This window comes from Clostridium sp. LS, assembly GCF_002760435.1.
Lineage (GTDB): Bacteria > Bacillota > Clostridia > Clostridiales > Clostridiaceae > Clostridium.
Map to the genome: position 1 here is coordinate 1 of NZ_AUUU01000099.1, position 18,247 is coordinate 18,247.

Below are 18,247 nucleotides of genomic sequence, written 5' to 3' on the forward strand. Positions count from 1 at the left end.
GTCCAAAATGCCATGATTATTTTTCATCAGACAAGGAAGTAGATTGGCCTCATAGCCAGGACTATTAGGGCAATCTGCTGACACAGTATGATGGAAAATAGGCTTGGCAAATGGACTTGTTATTTTTTTGATTGTGCCTAATATTAAAGATGCAAGTGAATTACAGTTATTAACTGGACATTTACTTGCATCTATTATTTTAATTTAACAAATAGTCTCTGACGATGATTCTTATGCATACTAGCAATAATTTAATACATAATGTATAATAGTATTTATAACATTGGAAGATTTCACTAAGATTTTAGTAAATTTTAATAAATAAATTTCAAATTACTAAAATAAAATAGTATAGCATACGCATAAACAATAATTCATCTATCGGAGGGAATTAAATGAGTTTATATAGAATCATGATTGTAGATGATGAAGAAGAAATAAGGCTCGGAATTATTAAAAAAATAGATTGGGAAGCAAATGGGTTTATTGTAGTAGGTGACGCAGAAAATGGACAAGATGCCCTGGAAAAAGCGGAGAAACTTCAACCAGATGTAATAATGACTGATATTAAAATGCCATTTATGGATGGACTGGAGTTGGGTAAAAAGCTTGTGGAATTAATGCCATCAACAAAGATTATTGTATTTTCAGGATGTGATGATTTTGAGTATGCTCATAAGGCAATAAAAATAAATGTAGTTGAGTATGTGCTGAAACCGATTAACTCAATCGAACTTACTGAAGTTTTAGTAAGGCTAAAAGAACAATTGGATCGTGAATATAATGAAAAGCGAAATTTTGAAAACCTTTATAAATACTATGTTAACAGTTTACCTGTAATTAGAGAACAATTTTTAGTAGGCGTAATCGAAGGTAAAGTAACTGAAGCCCAGTGGAATGAGCAGGCGGAAAATTTAGGGATAGATTTTCAATATGAATACTTAGCAGTAGGATTAATTCATGCAGATGGTGTCTTAAATTTAGAAGAAGGAACTAGTAACTTGGGAATACAACAAGATTCCTCATTGATACCTGTTTCAATTAAGAAAATTGTTGATGAGAGCATGGAAAAGTTCTGTAAAAATATTAGCTTTTTTTATTCTGATATGGTAGTAGTTATAGGAAATTTTGAGAAAAAGGAAGATATATTGCTGTTTATAAAGGGAATAAATGAGGTTTGTAAAATCTATAAACGTATTATGAATTTAACGATATCAGCTGGAATTGGATACGTGTACAATAGTGTGCCAGAAATGCGCTTCTCATATAGAAGTGCACAAAGTGCCTTGGATTATAGATTTATTCTAGGTACGGGAAAAGCTATTTATATCGATGATGTTGAGCCGGATAGTTCCATTCAGCTCCAATTAGAGGAGCAGGAAGAACGAACAATGCTTAATTCTATTAAGATATCCTCAGAAGAGGAAATTGCAATGATAATAAGTAATTTATTTAAAAAAGTTGAAGATCTTCTTTTGCCATTTAATAAGTATAGAATTTATTTTATGGAAATTATCACTTCAATTTTAAAACTAGTACAAGCATACAATTTAGATATAGAAGAGATTTTTGGAAAGAATTTTGACTGCTATAGCTTTTTAGAAGCTTTTAATTCTATAAATGAAGTTAAAGAGTGGCTTATACAAAAAGCTGTTAAGATAAGTGTATATATTAAAAAGGGACGAATAAACTCTTCCATGCTACTTATAGAGAAGGCAAAACAGTATATAAAGGACAATTATAGTGACTATGATATTTCTGTAGAAACACTTTGTTCCAAGCTCCATGTAAGTCCAACATATTTTTCTACAATTTTTAAACGTGAGACGGGCATGAATTTTGTAAATTACCTTACTACACTGCGTTTAGAGGAAGCTGTTAAACTTTTAAATACTACAGATGATAAAACATATATAATAGCTGAAAAGGTGGGATATCCAGAAGCTAACTATTTTAGCTATGTTTTTAAAAAGAAATTTGGCGTATCACCATCAAAGTATAGAAAGAATTGAGTTGATTTACTATGCTTAATTTAATAAGAGCAGGAATACAGAAGATAATGGCTTATTTTAAAAATGCAAGTATACAACATATTATATCAATTTCATTTACAGGAATTGCAGTTACAGGAATGATAATTGTAGGTGGATCACTCTATTTGCGGTATATTAATTCAACTGAAGATATGGTGTCTGAAAATAATAAATCCATGTTGGATCAAGTTAATCTAAATTTAGATTCATATCTAAGAAATATGATGAAAGTATCTGATGCAACTTATTACAATGTAATTAAAAAGAAAGACTTAGCAGTGGAAAGTTTGGATAAGGAATTGGATTTATTATATGAAACCAATAAAGACTCTCTTATAAGTATTTGCGTTTTTTCACAAAAAGGTGAAGTGGTAGCTGCATCGCCAGTTGGACAACTAAAAAGTTCAGTTGATCCAAGAATAAATGACTGGTTTTCCATTGCAGTTAATAAAAAAGAAAATCTGCACTTTTCGACACCTCATGTTCAAAATTTATTTGCTGACCCAGATAACAAGTATAGGTGGGTTGTATCCCTTAGCCGGGCAGTAGAGCTTACAAACAATAAAAAAACTACTTCAGGTGTCTTATTAGTTGACATAAACTTTAGTGGTATTGAGCAGATTTGTAAAAATGTAAATGTAGGTAAATCAGGTTATGTGTACTTGATTGATAGAGAAGGGGAGATAATATATCACCCTAGGCAGCAATTAATTTATTCAAATTTAATTGAAGAAAATAATAAATATGAAGCCAATTATGAAGATGGAAATCATATAGAAACTTTTCAAGGTGAAAAAAGATTAGTTACTGTTAAAACAGTTGGATATACTGGGTGGAAAATCGTTGGAGTAACTCCTATGACGGATATTACATCTGATTATTATCAAATGAGTATCTTTGCAGTGTTTATTATGTTTTTTGCTATTTTCATTCTTGTATTTTTAAACATGTTTGTTTCTTCCCGCATAGCTAATCCAATAAAATCTTTAGAGAAGTGTGTGAAGAAACTTGAAAATGGTGTAAAGGATGTAGATATTTCAATTAGTGGTTCCTATGAAATTCAGCATTTAGGAAAAGCAATTAAATCCATGGTAAACCAAATGCACACTCTTATGGATAATATAATGACAGAACAGGAATCAAAGCGAAAAAGTGAATTAAATGCACTTCAAGCACAGATTAATCCTCATTTTTTATATAACACATTAGATTCTATTATATGGATGATAGAAAATGAAAATTATGATGGGGCCATTACGATGGTAACAGCTTTAGCTAAACTTTTTAGAATAAGTTTAAGCAAAGGAAAAAATATAATAACAGTAAGAGACGAAATTGAACATGCGCGTAATTATTTGACAATTCAAAATATACGTTACAAAAATAAGTTTATTTATAATATAGAAGTAGAGGAAGAAACTCTTGATTTAGCAAGCATCAAATTGATTATTCAACCATTAATAGAAAATGCTATATATCATGGTATGGAATTTATGGGAGGAGATGGTGAGATTCTAGTAAAAGCATATGCAAAAGAAAAGGAATTGTATATTGATGTAATTGATAATGGACTTGGTATGCTTCAGGAAATTGCTGATACCCTTTTAACCAATGAAAGTAAAATTGAAAAGAAAAGTTCAGGCATAGGATTAAAAAACGTTCATGAGAGAATACAACTTTATTTTGGAAAAAACTATGGACTTGAAATTTATAGTGAACCAGATGAAGGGACAACAATTAGGATTCACATGCCATGTGTGAATTATTTTGAGATGAAAAAAGAGGGGGAAGTAAGATAGTGAGAAAGAGAAGAAAGCAAACTTTTATTATTTTGTTTTTATTGTTAATACTATCTTTTCTACTTCTTTTAAGTGATACATTATGGCATGAAAAAGATAAAAAAAACTATAATATTTCAGTAATAACGAGAGGGAAAAACAGTGAAAGTTTGATGACAATGAGACAAGGCATTGATCAAGCAGCTTCAGAAATGAATGTTAATATAAGTTTTATTACTTTATCGGAGGAAAACAGTGTCCTTGAACAACAACAGCTTATTGACAGAGAAATAAAAAATAAAGCAGACGCAATAATTATATCGCCAACAGATTATGAAAAAATGGTTAAACCTATAGAGAGTGCAATGAAAAAAGTACCAGTAATATTATTTGACTCAAAAGTTGATTCAGATGCTGTACTTCCAAGTATCTCTTGTGATAATTATAAGCTTGGGGTAAGCTTGGCAGAAGAAATAATAAAAAATTGGCATGAATCTAGTAACATTGCTGTAATAAAAAACAATATGGAATGCAGCAGTATTAAAGAAAGATATGAAGGCTTTATGAGTGTTATGGAAAAAACAAATAACAATTGTATTCCATTGGAGGTGGAGATGGACAAACAATCATCCTACTATAATGGAGCAAAGAAATTATTAGAGGATAATAATATTAACATAGTTGTAGCATTTGATACAAGCATATTAGAAAGTGTAGCTAAAGTGAAAAAAGACTTAATGAATATGGATAAAAGTAAAGGTGATATTGAAATTTATGGAACAGGGAGTACAAGTAACATTATTTCTTTTTTAGAGGATAATATAATTAATACAACTGCAATACAAAATGAATTTAATGTAGGATATCTGAGCGTAAAGACAGCAGTAAATAAAATTAATGGACGTAATATAGATAATAATGCTATTTCTTCTACTGTAATTAATAGAAAAAACATGTATTCCGAAGAAAATCAAAGATTATTATTCCCATTTATAAGATAGGTTTTTGCAGTCAATAATGTTGCTTAATACCTAACAGAATTATGTTACGGGGTGATTTAGGGTGAAACTAATTAGGAAGTTATGTGGGGTCTTAGTAGTACTACCAATTTTTAACTTATTATCAGCATGTAATGCAAATGTGAATGCAATAAGTAATAATGTTAAAGAAATAAAAATTGGTGTTACACTATATAAACAGGATGATGCATTTATATCTATGATTACCAAAAATCTTGAAGATATAGCAAAAGAAAAAGAAAGTCAAGGAAAATATAAAATAGATGTTAACATCGTAGATGCCAAAGGAAGCTTAATTAATCAGAGCGATCAAGTTGATAAATTTGTTTCACAAAAGTATGATATTATATGTGTAAATTTAGTAGATCGTACTGCAGCATCAACTATAATCGATAAAGCTAGGGCAGCCGATATACCGATTGTCTTCTTCAATAGAGAACCAGTAGAAGAAGATATGCAAAGATGGAATAAGTTATATTATGTTGGAGGTCAAGCGGAACAATCTGGTGAGATGGAAGCAAATATAATTGTAAATGCATATAAGAAAGATCAAAGGAGTGTAGATAAAAATGGAGATGGCAAAATTCAATATGTAATGCTTGAAGGTGAACAAGGCCATCAAGATGCTTTAATTAGATCAGAATATTGCATTAAGACTATAACTCAAAATGGGATTGAGTTAGAAAAGTTAGCAGATGATACAGCGAATTGGCAAAATGCTCAAGCAACAACAAAAATGACTCAATGGATTAAAAACTATGGCGATAAGATAGAAGTTGTTTTAAGCAATAACGATGATATGGCTCTTGGAGCAATACAAGCTCTTGAAAATGCAAATATTCCAGTAGATCGTAGACCTCTTGTGGTTGGAGTTGATGGGCTGCCTAAAGCCTTAGAAGCAGTAAAAAATGGATCCATGGCTGGGACAATTATTAACGATTCAAAAAAACAGGCAAATGCAATTTTTAATTTGGCATATACATTAGCTACCCATGGATATGTAAATTCTGTAGAAGGATTAGAAAAAGGAAAATATATTAAGATTCCGCATACTGAGGTTACAAGCGAAAATGTAGATTTATACTTAGAAAAGAAATAAGGCACAATCAAAAAAATAACAAGTCCATCTGTCAAGCCTATTTTCCATCATGCTATGTCAGCAGATTGCCCTAATAGGCTCGCTATGAGATCAATCCGCTTCCTTGCCTGATGAAAAATAATCATGACATTTTGGACTTGTTATTTTCTTTCATGTGCCTAATAAGATAATTTTAAGGAATAATTATATTTATAGAGAAAATTATTTAAACTATAAACATTTATGTTTATTTTAAATTTTCTTTATGAGTATAATTATTTTTTTGCACATAAAATTATGTTTACTTGTTAAAGCTAAAATATCAGTATAGAAGGATCAAAATAATACTAAACTTTTTTATTGGGTTAAGTAAAGTGCATGGAGGATTGAAATGAAAAGCTTCAAAAAGATATTAATAGTAATTATAAACTTAATTATTATAATCAATATATCTTTCGGATATAACAAGGTGCTTGCTAACTCTGAATTAAGAATTAGTAATGGGGTTCCTGTAAGAGTAAGTATATTATTTCAAACTTATGATCCTTATCTTTCTTTGGTAAAGCAAGGATTCGAGGAAATTCAAAAGAAGAATGAAGGTAAAGTAGAATTTACTTTTTACGATTGTCAAAAAAGTCAATCTATTCAGAATCAATATATTAATTCAATTCTTAATAAAGGTACAGCAGATCTTATATTTTTAAATTTAGTGGATGAATCAGTTTATCCTGCACCTTCGCAATCAATTATTAATAAAATTAAAGAGAAAAATATTCCAGTAGTTTTATTTAATAGAGAACCTCTTAATATTGATGTAGTTAGATCTTATAATAAAGCTTATTATGTAGGAACAAACCCAGCAGAGGCAGGAATATTACAAGGAAAAATTCTTATTAATGCATGGAATAAGGATAAAGCGGCTATAGATAAGAACGGGGATAATATAATGCAATTTATTATGTTAATGGGTCCGTTAAATAATTTGGAGGCAATTGGTAGAACAAAATATTCAGTTCTAACAATTAATGATGCAGGAATTGCTACACAAGAACTAGCATCAAGAGTTTGTAATTGGGAGGAACAATTAGCTAAAGATGCCATGGAACAATTATTTTTGCAAAACGGAGATAAAATAGAAGTAGTAATTGCAAATAATGATGCAATGGCAATAGGTGCCATTGAAGTATTACAGAAATATGGATATAACAAAGGACCAGGAAGTAAAACAATAGCTGTTGTTGGAGTTGATGCCATACCAGAAGCTCAGAAATTGATTAAAGAAGGAATTATGACAGGATCAGTACTTCAAGATGCTCAAGCTATGGCGGAAGCAACTTATGACATTGGAATAAATTTAGTATATGGAAGGCCTCCACTTGAAGGGACGCCATATAAATTTGATGAAACTGGAGTTGCAGTACGTATTCCTTATAAGGAGTATACAGGTAACAATGTATGATAGTACATTCAAGTCTTAGTTAATTACAAATATATTTAGGTATGTGGAACTTAAGTATAGAATTAAAGTGGAGGATAAAATGAAAAAATTTAAGAAAATAATAACTGCCATGGTTATTGTAACTATGATAACAAATATATTTCTTAATTGTGATAAAGTGTTTGCTAACGCAAGTTTAGATCAAGGTAAACAAAGACCTGTTCAAGCCGCTGTATTATTACGTACAGAAGATGATCCATATACTTTATTACTTAAGCAGAGTTTTGAAGAAATTCAAAAGAAAAATGAAGGCAAAATTGAATTTACTTTTTATGACTGCAAAAATAGTCAATTAATTCAAAATCAAAATTTAGATTTGGTACTTCAAAAAGGGAATGTAGATATTGTATTATTAAATTTAGCAAGCACAAGTGGCTCTCAATATATAATTAATAAAGTTAAAGAAAAAAATATTCCAGTAGGCTTGTTTAATATAGAGCCGCCTAATATTGATTCAGTTAGATCCTATAATAAAGCTTATTTTGTAGGAACAAAACCAGAGGAAGCAGGAATATTACAGGGAAAAATTCTTATTAATGCTTGGAATAATAATAGGAAATCCATAGATAGAAATGGTGATGGGATATTGCAATATGTTATGTTAATGGGTCCAACCAATAATTTGGAGGCAATTGGTAGAACTAAGTATTCCATTTTAACAGTCAACGATGCTGGAATACGAACACAGGAAATTGCATTAAGAGTAGCTAATTGGAGAGAAGATTTAGCGAGAGAGGTTATGGAACAAGTATTTTTACAAAATGGTGATAAAATTGAAGCTGTAATTTCAAATAATGATGCAATGGCCATAGGCGCTATTGAAGTATTACAAAAGTATGGATATAACAAAGGAGATAAAAATAAAACAATAACAGTTGTTGGAGTGGATGCAATACCAGAGGCCCAAGAGTTAATTAAAAAAGGATATATGACAGGTTCAGTTCTTCAAGATGCGGATTCAATGGCGGAAGCAACTTATGAAATCGGTATGAATTTAGTACATGGCAGACCACCACTTGAGGGTACACCATACAAGTTTGATGATACAGGGGTTTCAGTACGTATACCTTATAAGGAATACATTCAAAATATCCAATAACGTTTGTAAAATTTAAGATAATTAACTTTACAATAATATTAAGTTAACTTAATATTATTATAATAAATTATTTATAAAGGATGTGGGGCTAATGAGTAAAATAGAAGAAATAATGGAGTTTAATTCAAAGTTTGTACAGAATAAAGATTACGAGGAATATGTAACAACTAAAATTCCTAAGAAAAAAATGGCGATACTATCATGTATGGATACTAGACTTACGGAATTGTTACCAAAAGCTATGAACATAAAAAATGGTGATGCCAAAATTATAAAAGATGCTGGGGCAACTGTTATGCATCCATTTGGAGGGGTAATGAGAAGTATATTAGTTGCAGTATATGAATTTGGGGCAGAAGATGTTTTTGTAATAGGACATCACGGTTGTGGTATGAGTAATTTAGATACCAAGAGTCTTGTTAACAAGATGATAAATAGAGGCATAAATGAAGAAATTATAGCAACCTTAAATAATTCAGGAGTTAATGTTGAAGGATGGCTTCATGGATTTGAATCTGTTGAAGAATCAATTAAGGAAAGTGTAAGAATGATAAAGAATCATCCATTAATACCAAAAGATATAAAAGTTCATGGTCTTATTATGAGTCCAGATACAGGAGAATTAGAAGTTATAGTAAATGGTGAAAACTAATAAGCTATAAGTAAGAAGTAAAAAGTGATAAGTTTAGGAGGGCTATGTTGAGATTTTTTAAGAATGTATTAGAAAAGCTCTATGATTTTCCCCATAAACTTGTCACTTTAAATTTATCACTTATAGCTTATAATTTATAACTTGATCAGGTTTCTATTATATGTTTCCAGTATCTCTTGGGCATAAATCTGCATTGAAGTCTGAGATTTTTACGTTCTTCTATAGTAGTAGATTTAAAATAAGCTTTCCAAAGATTTGCATATTCATCATTATGATATTTAAGTTTTTCATAGGTTTCATTATACGTATCAACTATTTCATAAAAATTTGTATTATAAATTAAAGCCTTTTCCCGGGAAATATCATGAATAATAAAGTATTCATTAGAAAATCTATTTTTAAAGTGATCACCGAGCAGCTCTAAAATATCATTATCAGGTTCAATAGATGAATATAAGAATTTATCATCAATGTAACTAAATCGAACAAAGCCTTCAAATCTGTGACATTCGTATGAAACCTGCTTATTAATATTATCTACAAGTCTTATTATATCTATATTTAAAAAATTATGAACATCATGGCCGAGCTTAAAGGCTATTTTCAAATATTTAAGTATTATCATAGCTTTATCTTCATTATTACTAAGATATACTAAGTAGATTTTTTTTAGCGAAAGGTAATCTACTTTGTCAATAACTGCATTTTTTACCTTTCTAAATTTTCTCATATCAGTAGTAATTTCGAGAATTTCCCCAAGTAAAAGGGGAGCTGTAGATTCGCTTTTGCCGTAAATTGATATTGGTAATACTTTAGCATAAAATATATCATATATAGTAGTTAATAAACCTTCAAAGGTGTCATCATAAATATAAATATTCATAATCAAAACTCCCCGCTTATTGAAGTAATTTTATCACTTATTTGCAGCGTATTTACCTTTGGCAGGAAAATATTCGAAGTTGTTTCATTTTGATTAAAAATTTTATTAGAAAATGATGTGTTTTTTCCAGAAAGTATAATGCCAGAAGGAGTAGTTTTTTCATCTAGTGACAGCATATCAAAGAAAGATAGCTGGTTAATATTTATCTTACTATTTTTAGGTAAATCCAATTCTAAAAGTTTATTTCTTATTCTAACATCATCAAATAAAACATCACCATAATATTTTCCACTACAAGTAATAAAGTATTTTGCTCTCTTTAGGACAACTCTAATATTCTTTAGATCTTCAAAGGTTAAATTATGAACTCTTCTAATTTTTAAAATTTTTTTAGCTGAAGTAACCCCTATGCCTGGAATTCGCAGCAATTTCTCATAAGAAGCTTTATTAATTTCTACTGGGAATTCATTTAAATTTGATAATGCCCATGAGGTTTTTGGATCAAAATCTAAATCGAAATTATCATCATCATTCTTCAAAAGTTCATTAGCTCTAAAGCCATAATATCTAAGAAGCCAATCAGCTTGATATAATCTGTGTTCTCTAAGCATAGGAGGGTGAGTTATATCAGGAAGAAGTTTATTATCCTTAATTACAGGAACATAAGCAGAATAGTAAACTCTCTTCAAACTATATTTATTATAAAGAGCTTCTGAAAGCTTGATTATTTTTCCGTCACTTTCTGGAGTAGCTCCCACGATTAATTGAGTACTTTGGCCTCCAGGAACAAAAAGAGGTGTACTCTTTATACTTTTTTTCATTTCACTATAATTAATTATTGAATTTTTTATTATCTTCATCGGTTTTAAGATTTTTTCTTTACTTTTTTGTGGGGCGAGAAGCTTTAGACTGTCACTAGATGGAAGTTCTATGTTAACACTCATTCTGTCAACATAAGTACCGGCCTGCTCAATTAATGCTTCATCAGCACCAGGTATAGCTTTTAAATGAATATATCCATTAAATTTTTTCTCCAAACGCAATTTTCTAACAGTCTTAAGCAAAAGTTCCATAGTGTAATTTGGATTATTAATTATGGCAGAACTTAAAAATAAACCTTCAATATAATTACGTTTATAAAAATTAATTGTAAGCTCGCAAACTTCCTCGGGAGTAAAACTCACCCTTGAAAAATCTCTTGAGGAACCATTAATACAGTATTTACAGTCAAATACACAATCGTTTGAGAATAGTATCTTAAGCAGCGAAATACAACGCCCATCAGGAGTAAAGCTATGACAAATACCAGCTTCAGATGCATTACCAATCCCATTATTAGTATTTTTTCTTTTGGAACCAGAAGAAGAACAAGATACATCATATTTTGCGGCATTAGATAAAATTTTTAGTTTTTCCATTAAATCCATTTTGCGTACACTTCCTTTTTACAACATGAAACTTTTATAAAATAGCATATAATCTACACTAATACAGGAATATAATTACAGAACATATATTCGTTTATATTATATACGAATATATGTTCTGTTGCAACGGGGTAATTAATTTTTTGTAGAAATGTGCAAAACTAGATTTTCTCTAAAAAGCAAAACAAAAATTGGCTATATGCTCACTGGGAAGACTTATAAGAAAAGCTGTTAAAAGCATACTAGTAGAGGGGAGTTCTATTAGTATTTTCTAGCATAATCTTAATAGTCCTAGACAGTGAACATATAGCCAATTTTATGGTTTATTTATACTTAAAACTAATATACTTAGTGTTTATATATTTTATACTGGGCTTACGGTTTCGCGTTCAATTAAAGAGTTCATAAGGATTATTCTTTTACTATGTAAATTATCGTATTCAATCTTCTCGATTAAAAGCGAAGCTGCATTTGATCCTAGAAGAAACATATTTTGATCTATAGTAGTTAACTTGGGTTCCACAAATTTACTTAAATCTATATTATCAAACCCAATAATTGATAGTTTTTTTGGTACATTTATATTCAGTTTCTTACAAGCATTAAGAACACCGACAGCCATAAGATCATTACATGCAAAAACAGCAGTTGCAGAGGATTTCTTTAATACATCAAGAAATATATTAACAGTATTGTCCACAGTATCACTACTATTTCCATTACCAATGTTGATAATATTTTTCGCATTATAATTTCTTAACTCTTCCATTGTCTCTTTATAGACTTTTTCTTTTATATCATAAGAATAACTATCTCGTCCTCTAACGAATAAAATATCTTTGTGATTATTTTCTATAAGGTGATTTAAAGCCATACTTGCGCCCATAGCTTCATCATTAACTACTGATGAAATATTATTAGATACTGAATGTCCATTTACAAACACAAGTGGAGTTTGCTTTGCAATATTGTGATAAAATTTAGCCTTTATATTTTCTGTGCTAGGATCGATAACTATTATTCCAGAAACATTCCTAGATAATAAATTATTGATACATGTTTTTTCTTCTTCGCTGTCATTGTTACTGCAGACTAAAACTAAAGATAAAGAATTAACCTTTAAGCTGCTTTCAATCCCGTTGATAACTTCTGGGAAAAACATATTATTAATACTAGGAACCACAACACCTATAGTAGCAGACTTTTGCTGCGTAAGTTCACGTGCTTGCATATTAGGAATATATTTAAGTTCCTCTATTACTTCTAATACTTTCTTTCTAGTTTCTTCTTTTACAGGGTAATTTCCATTCATCACTCTTGAAACTGTTGCAACAGAAACATTTGCTTTTTTAGCCACGTCTACTATAGTTATTTTCATAATTACTCCACCTTATAATATATTTATAAATTTATCAAAAGCAGCAAATCCTAAATCATTTCTTTTGAATACGCCAGCATGACATAATACTTCTAAAAATTTAAGACCAACTTCGTCTTCTAATATACCATCAACGTTTTCATTAGATAAATTTGGGTATTTTTCTAAAAGGTATTTATACCAATCAGAGTGTTTTGCTACAGCTTCATCATTTGAAATATCAGCTTTTTTATTAATTAAATATTCTTTTAGAGTATTTAACTCATCTTTTAATCTAGCAGGAAGAACTGCAAGCCCCATAACTTCTATAAGACCTATATTTTCCTTTTTAATATGATGGACTTCATCATGAGGATGGAAAATACCAAGAGGATGCTCAGCGCTAGTTCTATTATTTCGTAGAACTAAGTCAAGTTCATACTTATTCTCTCTTTTTCTTGCAATAGGAGTTATTGTATTATGTGGTTCATCATTTGTATGACTAATTATATCTACAGATTCATCAGAATAACTTCTCCAAGAAGATAAAATTTCATCTGCTAAATCTAATAGCCTATCTTTATTAGCACTTGAAATTCTAATGACAGACATAGGCCATTTAACTCGTCCTATTTCAATATCTTCGTAATTTTTAATTGTATATTTCTTTTCTACTGGAGCTTCCTCCATAGCAAAAGTATAGTGACCTCCTTGATAGTGATCGTGAGACAGTATTGAACCGCCAACTATAGGTAAATCAGCATTTGATCCAGCAAAGTAATGAGGCAGTATATCCGTGAATGCTAATAAATTTCTAAAAGTGTCTTTATTGATTTTCATAGGGATATGTTCACTATTTAATATTATACAATGCTCATTATAATAAGTATAAGGGGAGTACTGCAAATAATATTTTTGCGTATCAAAATCTAAAGGTATAATTCTATGTGTTTGCCTTGCAGGATGATTTATATGTCCATAAAATCCTTCATTTTCTTTACATAATAAACATTTTGGATATGAGCTGGATTTAACTAGTTTAGCCTTAGCTATATCTCTTGGATCTTTTTCGGGCTTTGATAAATTAATAGTTATATCTAGGTCACCATACTCAGTAGGTGCTTTCCAAACTATATTCTTATCAATTCTATCTTTTCTAATATAATTGGAAGCTATGCTCAAATCATAGTAGTATTCAGTAGCCTTTTGTGGGGATAGATTGTATAAGTTATTATATTTACTAATAACTTCTGAAGGTCTTGGCATAACGCAATTCATAATTGCAGTATCAAATAAATCTCTTTCAGTTACTGTATTTTCAATTAATTGATTTTCACAAGCGTAATCTAAAATATTTTCTAAAATAGGAGTTGGAGTTTCAAGGTCTTCAAAAACTTCGGAAACTTCAAACTCATTAATATTTAGAGTTCCAAGTAACATGTTAGTAGAATATATTACGTCGTCAGCAGTTATAAGTTCCTTTTTTAATGCAAAATTTATAAGTCTATTTATTTCATGATTTATATTTATCATGTTAAAACCCCCTTAATCTTAGTGACAAGTTAAGGATGAAATCCCTTTTGGGGATTTCTAAAAAGTATTCGTTTGAAAAGCCGTAGGCTTTTCCTCCTTAACTGTAAACTGTGAATTGTTAACTTATAACTGATTAAAGTTCTCTGTCTTCAAAGCCATTAGGATTGTTTTTGTGCCATGTCCAAGCTGTTTTGATAATAGCCTTCACATCAGTATATTTAGGAGTCCATCCTAGGATTTTTTGTGCTTTTTCGTTTGAAGCTATTAACCTTGCAGGATCTCCAGCTCTTCTTTCGCCTACAACAACGTTAATTTCTTCGCTAGTTGCTTCCTTAGCTGAATCAATCATTTCTTTTACGCTAAAGCCAACACCATTACCTAGATTAAAGATATTACTTTCATTACCATTTAGTAAATACTCAACAGCTTTAATGTGTGCATCAGCTAAATCAAGTACATGGATATAATCTCTTATACAAGTACCGTCAGGAGTATCATAATCTTCACCAAAAACAGTTATAGCTTCTCTTTTTCCAAGAGGAACTTGAAGAATTAATGGTATTAAGTGGCTTTCAGGAGAGTGGTCTTCACCGATGCTTCCGTCTTCTAAAGCACCTGCCGCATTAAAGTATCTTAATGAAACATAATTTATCCCATTAGCCTTGTTAACCCATTTCATCATTTTTTCCATAGTTAATTTTGTTTCACCATAAGTGTTGGTAGGATTTGTTTCATCGTCTTCACAGATAGGAATTTTCTTTGGTTCTCCATATACAGCTGCAGTTGAAGAGAAAACAATATTCTTTATATCGTGTTTTACCATGCTTTCAAGTAAAACTTGCATTCCATATACATTATTATTGAAGTATAGTAAAGGCTTCACCATACTCTCGCCAACTAGGGAATTAGCAGCAAAATGTATAATAGCTTCAATATTATTTTCAGAAAAAACTTTATCTAAAAATTCAGAGTCACGAATATCCCCTTTATAGAATTTTGCTTTTGGGTGAACAGCCTTTATATGACCTGATTGCAAATTATCAACTATTATAACGTCTTTATTTTGTTTTATAAGTTCATGTACTGTATGTGAACCAATGTATCCAGCACCACCACAAACTAATATTGACATATTAACATCTCCTTTATTTTAATAGATATTTACTCAGAAAATTAATTCATCTGAATCTATTCTATTTCATAAACAATAATTTTATTAATTAAGTTTTTATTAAACAAATTTTAACTGATTTTTCTTGTTCCGTCTGAAATACTAACTACGTAGAAGCTAGGTTCATATCCAATTTTGTTTGTATATTCAGCTTTTACTTTTTCTATAAATGAATCTATACAATCTTCTTTTACAATATTTACTGTACATCCGCCAAAGCCTGCGCCTGTCATACGAGCTCCAATTACGCCGTCACTTTCCCAAGCAAGAGAAACTAAAGTATCTAATTCTATTCCTGTAACTTCATAGTCATCTCTTAAAGAAATATGAGAATCATTCATAAGTTTTCCGAATAAAGCCAAGTCGTTAGCTTCTAAAGCCTTTACTGCCTTTAAAGTTCTTCTATTTTCATATACTGCGTGCTTAGCCCTTTTTGCCTTAATAGGATCTGAAATACAAGATTTAATTTCTTCAAATTCTTCCTCTGTAAGTTCACCTAAGGCATTTATATTTTTTAACTTTTGTATTTCTGCTAAAGCAGTTTCACACTCACTACGTCTTTCGTTATATTTAGAATCAGCGAGTCCTCGTTTTTTGTTTGTATTAGCAATTACTATTTTATAACCATCCATAGCTAAGGTGCTATAAGAATATTTTAAAGTATTACAATCTAAAAGAATAGCACAATTTTCTTTTCCCATGCCGATAGCAAATTGATCCATTATTCCACAATTTACTCCAATGAACTTATTTTCAGCTTCTTGGCACATTTTAACTATATCTACCATATCAATATTTAAATTAAATGAATCATTTAATATTGTACCCATTAAAACTTCTATTGAAGCAGAAGAAGATAATCCTGATCCATTAGGGATATTCCCATAGAATAATATTTCAAAACCATTAGAAATATTATGGCCGTGATTTTCAAAAGTTTTAATTACTCCTTTAGGATAATTAGCCCAGTCGTGCTGTTTTTTATAAACCATATTTTCTAAATCAAATTCTATAATTCCTAGTTCTTCGAAATTTAAAGAGCTGACTAAAACTTTTTTATCTTCTCTTTTTCTTACTAAAGCATAAGTTCCTATTGTAAGAGCACAAGGGAAAACATTACCACCATTATAATCAGTATGCTCACCAATTAAATTAACTCTACCTGGTGAAAAGAAAACATTCTCAGAGTCCTTCTTAAATAAATCAGTAAAATTACTTTTTAATAAATTAATATCTTGCATATTTCATTCCTCCTTCTTATTTTTATAGTAACCGCTTACTATAAAAAAGTAAATAGGTATTTTAAATTTTTATAATAAATTACAAAGAATAATAATTTTTAATTAAAATTAACATTAGTATAATAAAAATGACTTTAATTCACAAATGTATATATTTACATTTATGTATCGATAGAAGTTGTATTAGCTTAAAATAGTAACCTATCATTCATAAACCAAACAATAAGTAATAAATATAATTAAGCAAATTAATAGAAAAGGCTTACTATACAATTATAAACTGAGATTTGACTTCATAAAAAATGTTTTCTGTTTTCCTAAACAAAAGTGAAATTAGTTATATACCAATATTAAATTCTTATCTACTTATAAATGAATGCATTTATACCACAGTTAATTATATTTAAGCGCAAATTAAGGCAAAGAAATTAGATACATGTTTGTGAAACAGGCATTTGAAAATGAGCTGCTAAAAGCGCTTAAAGGGAGGTTGTTCTAATTTAGCTTGTCCAACTAAATAGTTGGAGCAAGCTAAATTAGGCACAACCTCCATTTTAGTGCTTTCAGCGATATTTTCATAGTCCTGAGGAACAAACATGTATCTAATTTCGATTAATTTGCGCGTAAGTATAATTTATATGCTGTATATACGCATAATCAAATAGGCAGCTTATGAGTTAAGCTGCCTATTGGCATCCTTATCTTTTTTTTGAATAAGAATTTCTATTCATATTGTTATTCATGGTATTCATGCCCATGTTATTAGAGTTTGCCATTAGCATACTTAAAATGGAACTAATATCATTTAAGTTTGGAGCAGCCCCATTACTGTTATTAAATGAATTACTGTTGGCATTACTAGAATTAGCATTGGTATTGGCATTGGAATTGTTAAATGGATTAGTATTGGTATTATTCATATTATTCATACTACCCATACCATTCATATTGCCCATATTCCCCATCAGCATATTCATTAATGGATTGCCATTCATATTATTCATGCCGCCGCCCATACTTCCCATAAGCATGTTTAATAGAGGATTGCCGCCCATCATGTTCATATTGGGATTCATGCCTCCAGATTGGTTCGGATTGCCTCCCATCATGGGATTTCGCATTCCTCCGCCCATGCCATTAAAAAGTGAAGCTAACAGCATATTAATTAAAGGATTCATTTTACCACCTTACTATTAATTGTTATAATATAGTTTATTGCAGTTAAGCACAAAAGGATACAAAAAGATAATTTACGTCCTAATAATATTTGTAGAAAGCATCTAATTAATGAAGCGATGGAATAAAAGAAGGAAAAGTGAATAAAATAAATATATTAATGAGAACTGAGAAAATTGATCTTAGTTCTTTTTTAAAGTCGTAGGAAATTATAGAATTATTAATTGTTGAAATTGAGTGATATATACGATTGTGAGATTTTTGAGTGGTGAAAAATGAATGATGAATGATTAAGGAAGAAA

Annotated in this window: 14 protein-coding genes; 7 read left to right on the top strand and 7 right to left on the bottom strand. The window is 30.0% G+C overall.

The features are described from left to right. Positions 1 to 395: 395 nt before the first annotated feature. The 7 genes from COL3_RS19745 to COL3_RS19775 all read left to right on the top strand — a co-directional run bounded on the left by COL3_RS19745 (position 396) and on the right by COL3_RS19775 (position 9,157). On the top strand, positions 396 to 2,012 hold the full coding sequence (locus COL3_RS19745; RefSeq protein ID WP_099716693.1) for a response regulator: 1,617 nt from the start codon (positions 396 to 398) through the stop codon (positions 2,010 to 2,012). A gap of 11 nt (positions 2,013 to 2,023) precedes the next feature. Further along, positions 2,024 to 3,832 (top strand): sensor histidine kinase, encoded by a 1,809-nt coding sequence (locus COL3_RS19750; RefSeq protein ID WP_008428674.1) that lies wholly within the window; start codon positions 2,024 to 2,026, stop codon positions 3,830 to 3,832. Further along, positions 3,832 to 4,812 (top strand): substrate-binding domain-containing protein, encoded by a 981-nt coding sequence (locus COL3_RS19755; protein ID WP_008428673.1) that lies wholly within the window; start codon positions 3,832 to 3,834, stop codon positions 4,810 to 4,812. The genes COL3_RS19750 and COL3_RS19755 overlap by 1 nt, the downstream gene beginning before the upstream one ends. Before the next feature lie 61 nt (positions 4,813 to 4,873). Continuing rightward, the gene (locus tag COL3_RS19760; protein WP_008428672.1) at positions 4,874 to 5,929 is read left to right on the top strand and encodes a galactose ABC transporter substrate-binding protein; all 1,056 of its coding nucleotides are present in this window, start codon (positions 4,874 to 4,876) and stop codon (positions 5,927 to 5,929) included. Positions 5,930 to 6,299: 370 nt separating this feature from the next. Continuing rightward, the gene (locus COL3_RS19765) at positions 6,300 to 7,367 is read left to right on the top strand and encodes a galactose ABC transporter substrate-binding protein (protein ID WP_008428671.1); all 1,068 of its coding nucleotides are present in this window, start codon (positions 6,300 to 6,302) and stop codon (positions 7,365 to 7,367) included. Positions 7,368 to 7,446: 79 nt separating this feature from the next. Further along, entirely contained in the window at positions 7,447 to 8,505 is a 1,059-nt protein-coding gene (locus COL3_RS19770; RefSeq protein WP_008428670.1) for a galactose ABC transporter substrate-binding protein, read from the top strand. Positions 8,506 to 8,596: 91 nt separating this feature from the next. After that, positions 8,597 to 9,157, top strand: coding sequence for a carbonic anhydrase (locus COL3_RS19775; protein WP_008428669.1), 561 nt, complete (start codon positions 8,597 to 8,599; stop codon positions 9,155 to 9,157). 145 nt (positions 9,158 to 9,302) lie between these two features. On the opposite strand, the gene COL3_RS19780 is transcribed toward COL3_RS19775, so the two are convergent. The 7 genes from COL3_RS19780 to COL3_RS19810 all read right to left on the bottom strand — a co-directional run bounded on the left by COL3_RS19780 (position 9,303) and on the right by COL3_RS19810 (position 17,947). Further along, on the bottom strand, positions 9,303 to 10,040 hold the full coding sequence (locus tag COL3_RS19780) for a TIGR03915 family putative DNA repair protein (protein ID WP_008428667.1): 738 nt from the start codon (positions 10,038 to 10,040) through the stop codon (positions 9,303 to 9,305). A 2-nt stretch (positions 10,041 to 10,042) separates the two neighbouring features. Next, on the bottom strand, positions 10,043 to 11,467 hold the full coding sequence (locus COL3_RS19785) for a putative DNA modification/repair radical SAM protein (RefSeq protein ID WP_008428665.1): 1,425 nt from the start codon (positions 11,465 to 11,467) through the stop codon (positions 10,043 to 10,045). 364 nt (positions 11,468 to 11,831) lie between these two features. After that, a complete protein-coding gene (locus COL3_RS19790; protein WP_008428663.1) occupies positions 11,832 to 12,845 on the bottom strand; it encodes a LacI family DNA-binding transcriptional regulator in 1,014 nt (337 codons plus the stop codon). A 12-nt stretch (positions 12,846 to 12,857) separates the two neighbouring features. After that, positions 12,858 to 14,357, bottom strand: coding sequence for a UDP-glucose--hexose-1-phosphate uridylyltransferase (gene galT / locus COL3_RS19795; RefSeq protein WP_008428661.1), 1,500 nt, complete (start codon positions 14,355 to 14,357; stop codon positions 12,858 to 12,860). A gap of 133 nt (positions 14,358 to 14,490) precedes the next feature. After that, positions 14,491 to 15,489, bottom strand: coding sequence for a UDP-glucose 4-epimerase GalE (gene galE, locus COL3_RS19800; protein ID WP_008428660.1), 999 nt, complete (start codon positions 15,487 to 15,489; stop codon positions 14,491 to 14,493). Positions 15,490 to 15,599: 110 nt separating this feature from the next. Then, positions 15,600 to 16,769 carry a galactokinase gene (locus tag COL3_RS19805; protein WP_008428658.1) on the bottom strand — a complete coding sequence of 390 codons (1,170 nt, stop codon included), beginning with the start codon at positions 16,767 to 16,769 and terminating at the stop codon, positions 15,600 to 15,602. 698 nt (positions 16,770 to 17,467) lie between these two features. Then, positions 17,468 to 17,947, bottom strand: coding sequence for a hypothetical protein (locus COL3_RS19810; RefSeq protein ID WP_008428656.1), 480 nt, complete (start codon positions 17,945 to 17,947; stop codon positions 17,468 to 17,470). Positions 17,948 to 18,247 lie beyond the last annotated feature (300 nt).

Excerpts from the sequence above, each read along its gene's own strand:
- COL3_RS19745 (WP_099716693.1), top strand. The coding sequence starts at position 396 with ATGAGTTTATATAGAATCATGATTGTAGATGATGAAGAAGAAATAAGG.
- COL3_RS19750 (WP_008428674.1), top strand. The coding sequence starts at position 2,024 with ATGCTTAATTTAATAAGAGCAGGAATACAGAAGATAATGGCTTATTTT.
- COL3_RS19765 (WP_008428671.1), top strand. The coding sequence starts at position 6,300 with ATGAAAAGCTTCAAAAAGATATTAATAGTAATTATAAACTTAATTATT.
- COL3_RS19770 (WP_008428670.1), top strand. The coding sequence starts at position 7,447 with ATGAAAAAATTTAAGAAAATAATAACTGCCATGGTTATTGTAACTATG.
- COL3_RS19775 (WP_008428669.1), top strand. The coding sequence starts at position 8,597 with ATGAGTAAAATAGAAGAAATAATGGAGTTTAATTCAAAGTTTGTACAG.
- COL3_RS19780 (WP_008428667.1), bottom strand. The coding sequence starts at position 10,040 with ATGAATATTTATATTTATGATGACACCTTTGAAGGTTTATTAACTACT.
- COL3_RS19785 (WP_008428665.1), bottom strand. The coding sequence starts at position 11,467 with ATGGATTTAATGGAAAAACTAAAAATTTTATCTAATGCCGCAAAATAT.
- COL3_RS19790 (WP_008428663.1), bottom strand. The coding sequence starts at position 12,845 with ATGAAAATAACTATAGTAGACGTGGCTAAAAAAGCAAATGTTTCTGTT.
- galT (WP_008428661.1), bottom strand. The coding sequence starts at position 14,357 with ATGATAAATATAAATCATGAAATAAATAGACTTATAAATTTTGCATTA.
- galE (WP_008428660.1), bottom strand. The coding sequence starts at position 15,489 with ATGTCAATATTAGTTTGTGGTGGTGCTGGATACATTGGTTCACATACA.
- COL3_RS19805 (WP_008428658.1), bottom strand. The coding sequence starts at position 16,769 with ATGCAAGATATTAATTTATTAAAAAGTAATTTTACTGATTTATTTAAG.
- COL3_RS19810 (WP_008428656.1), bottom strand. The coding sequence starts at position 17,947 with ATGAATCCTTTAATTAATATGCTGTTAGCTTCACTTTTTAATGGCATG.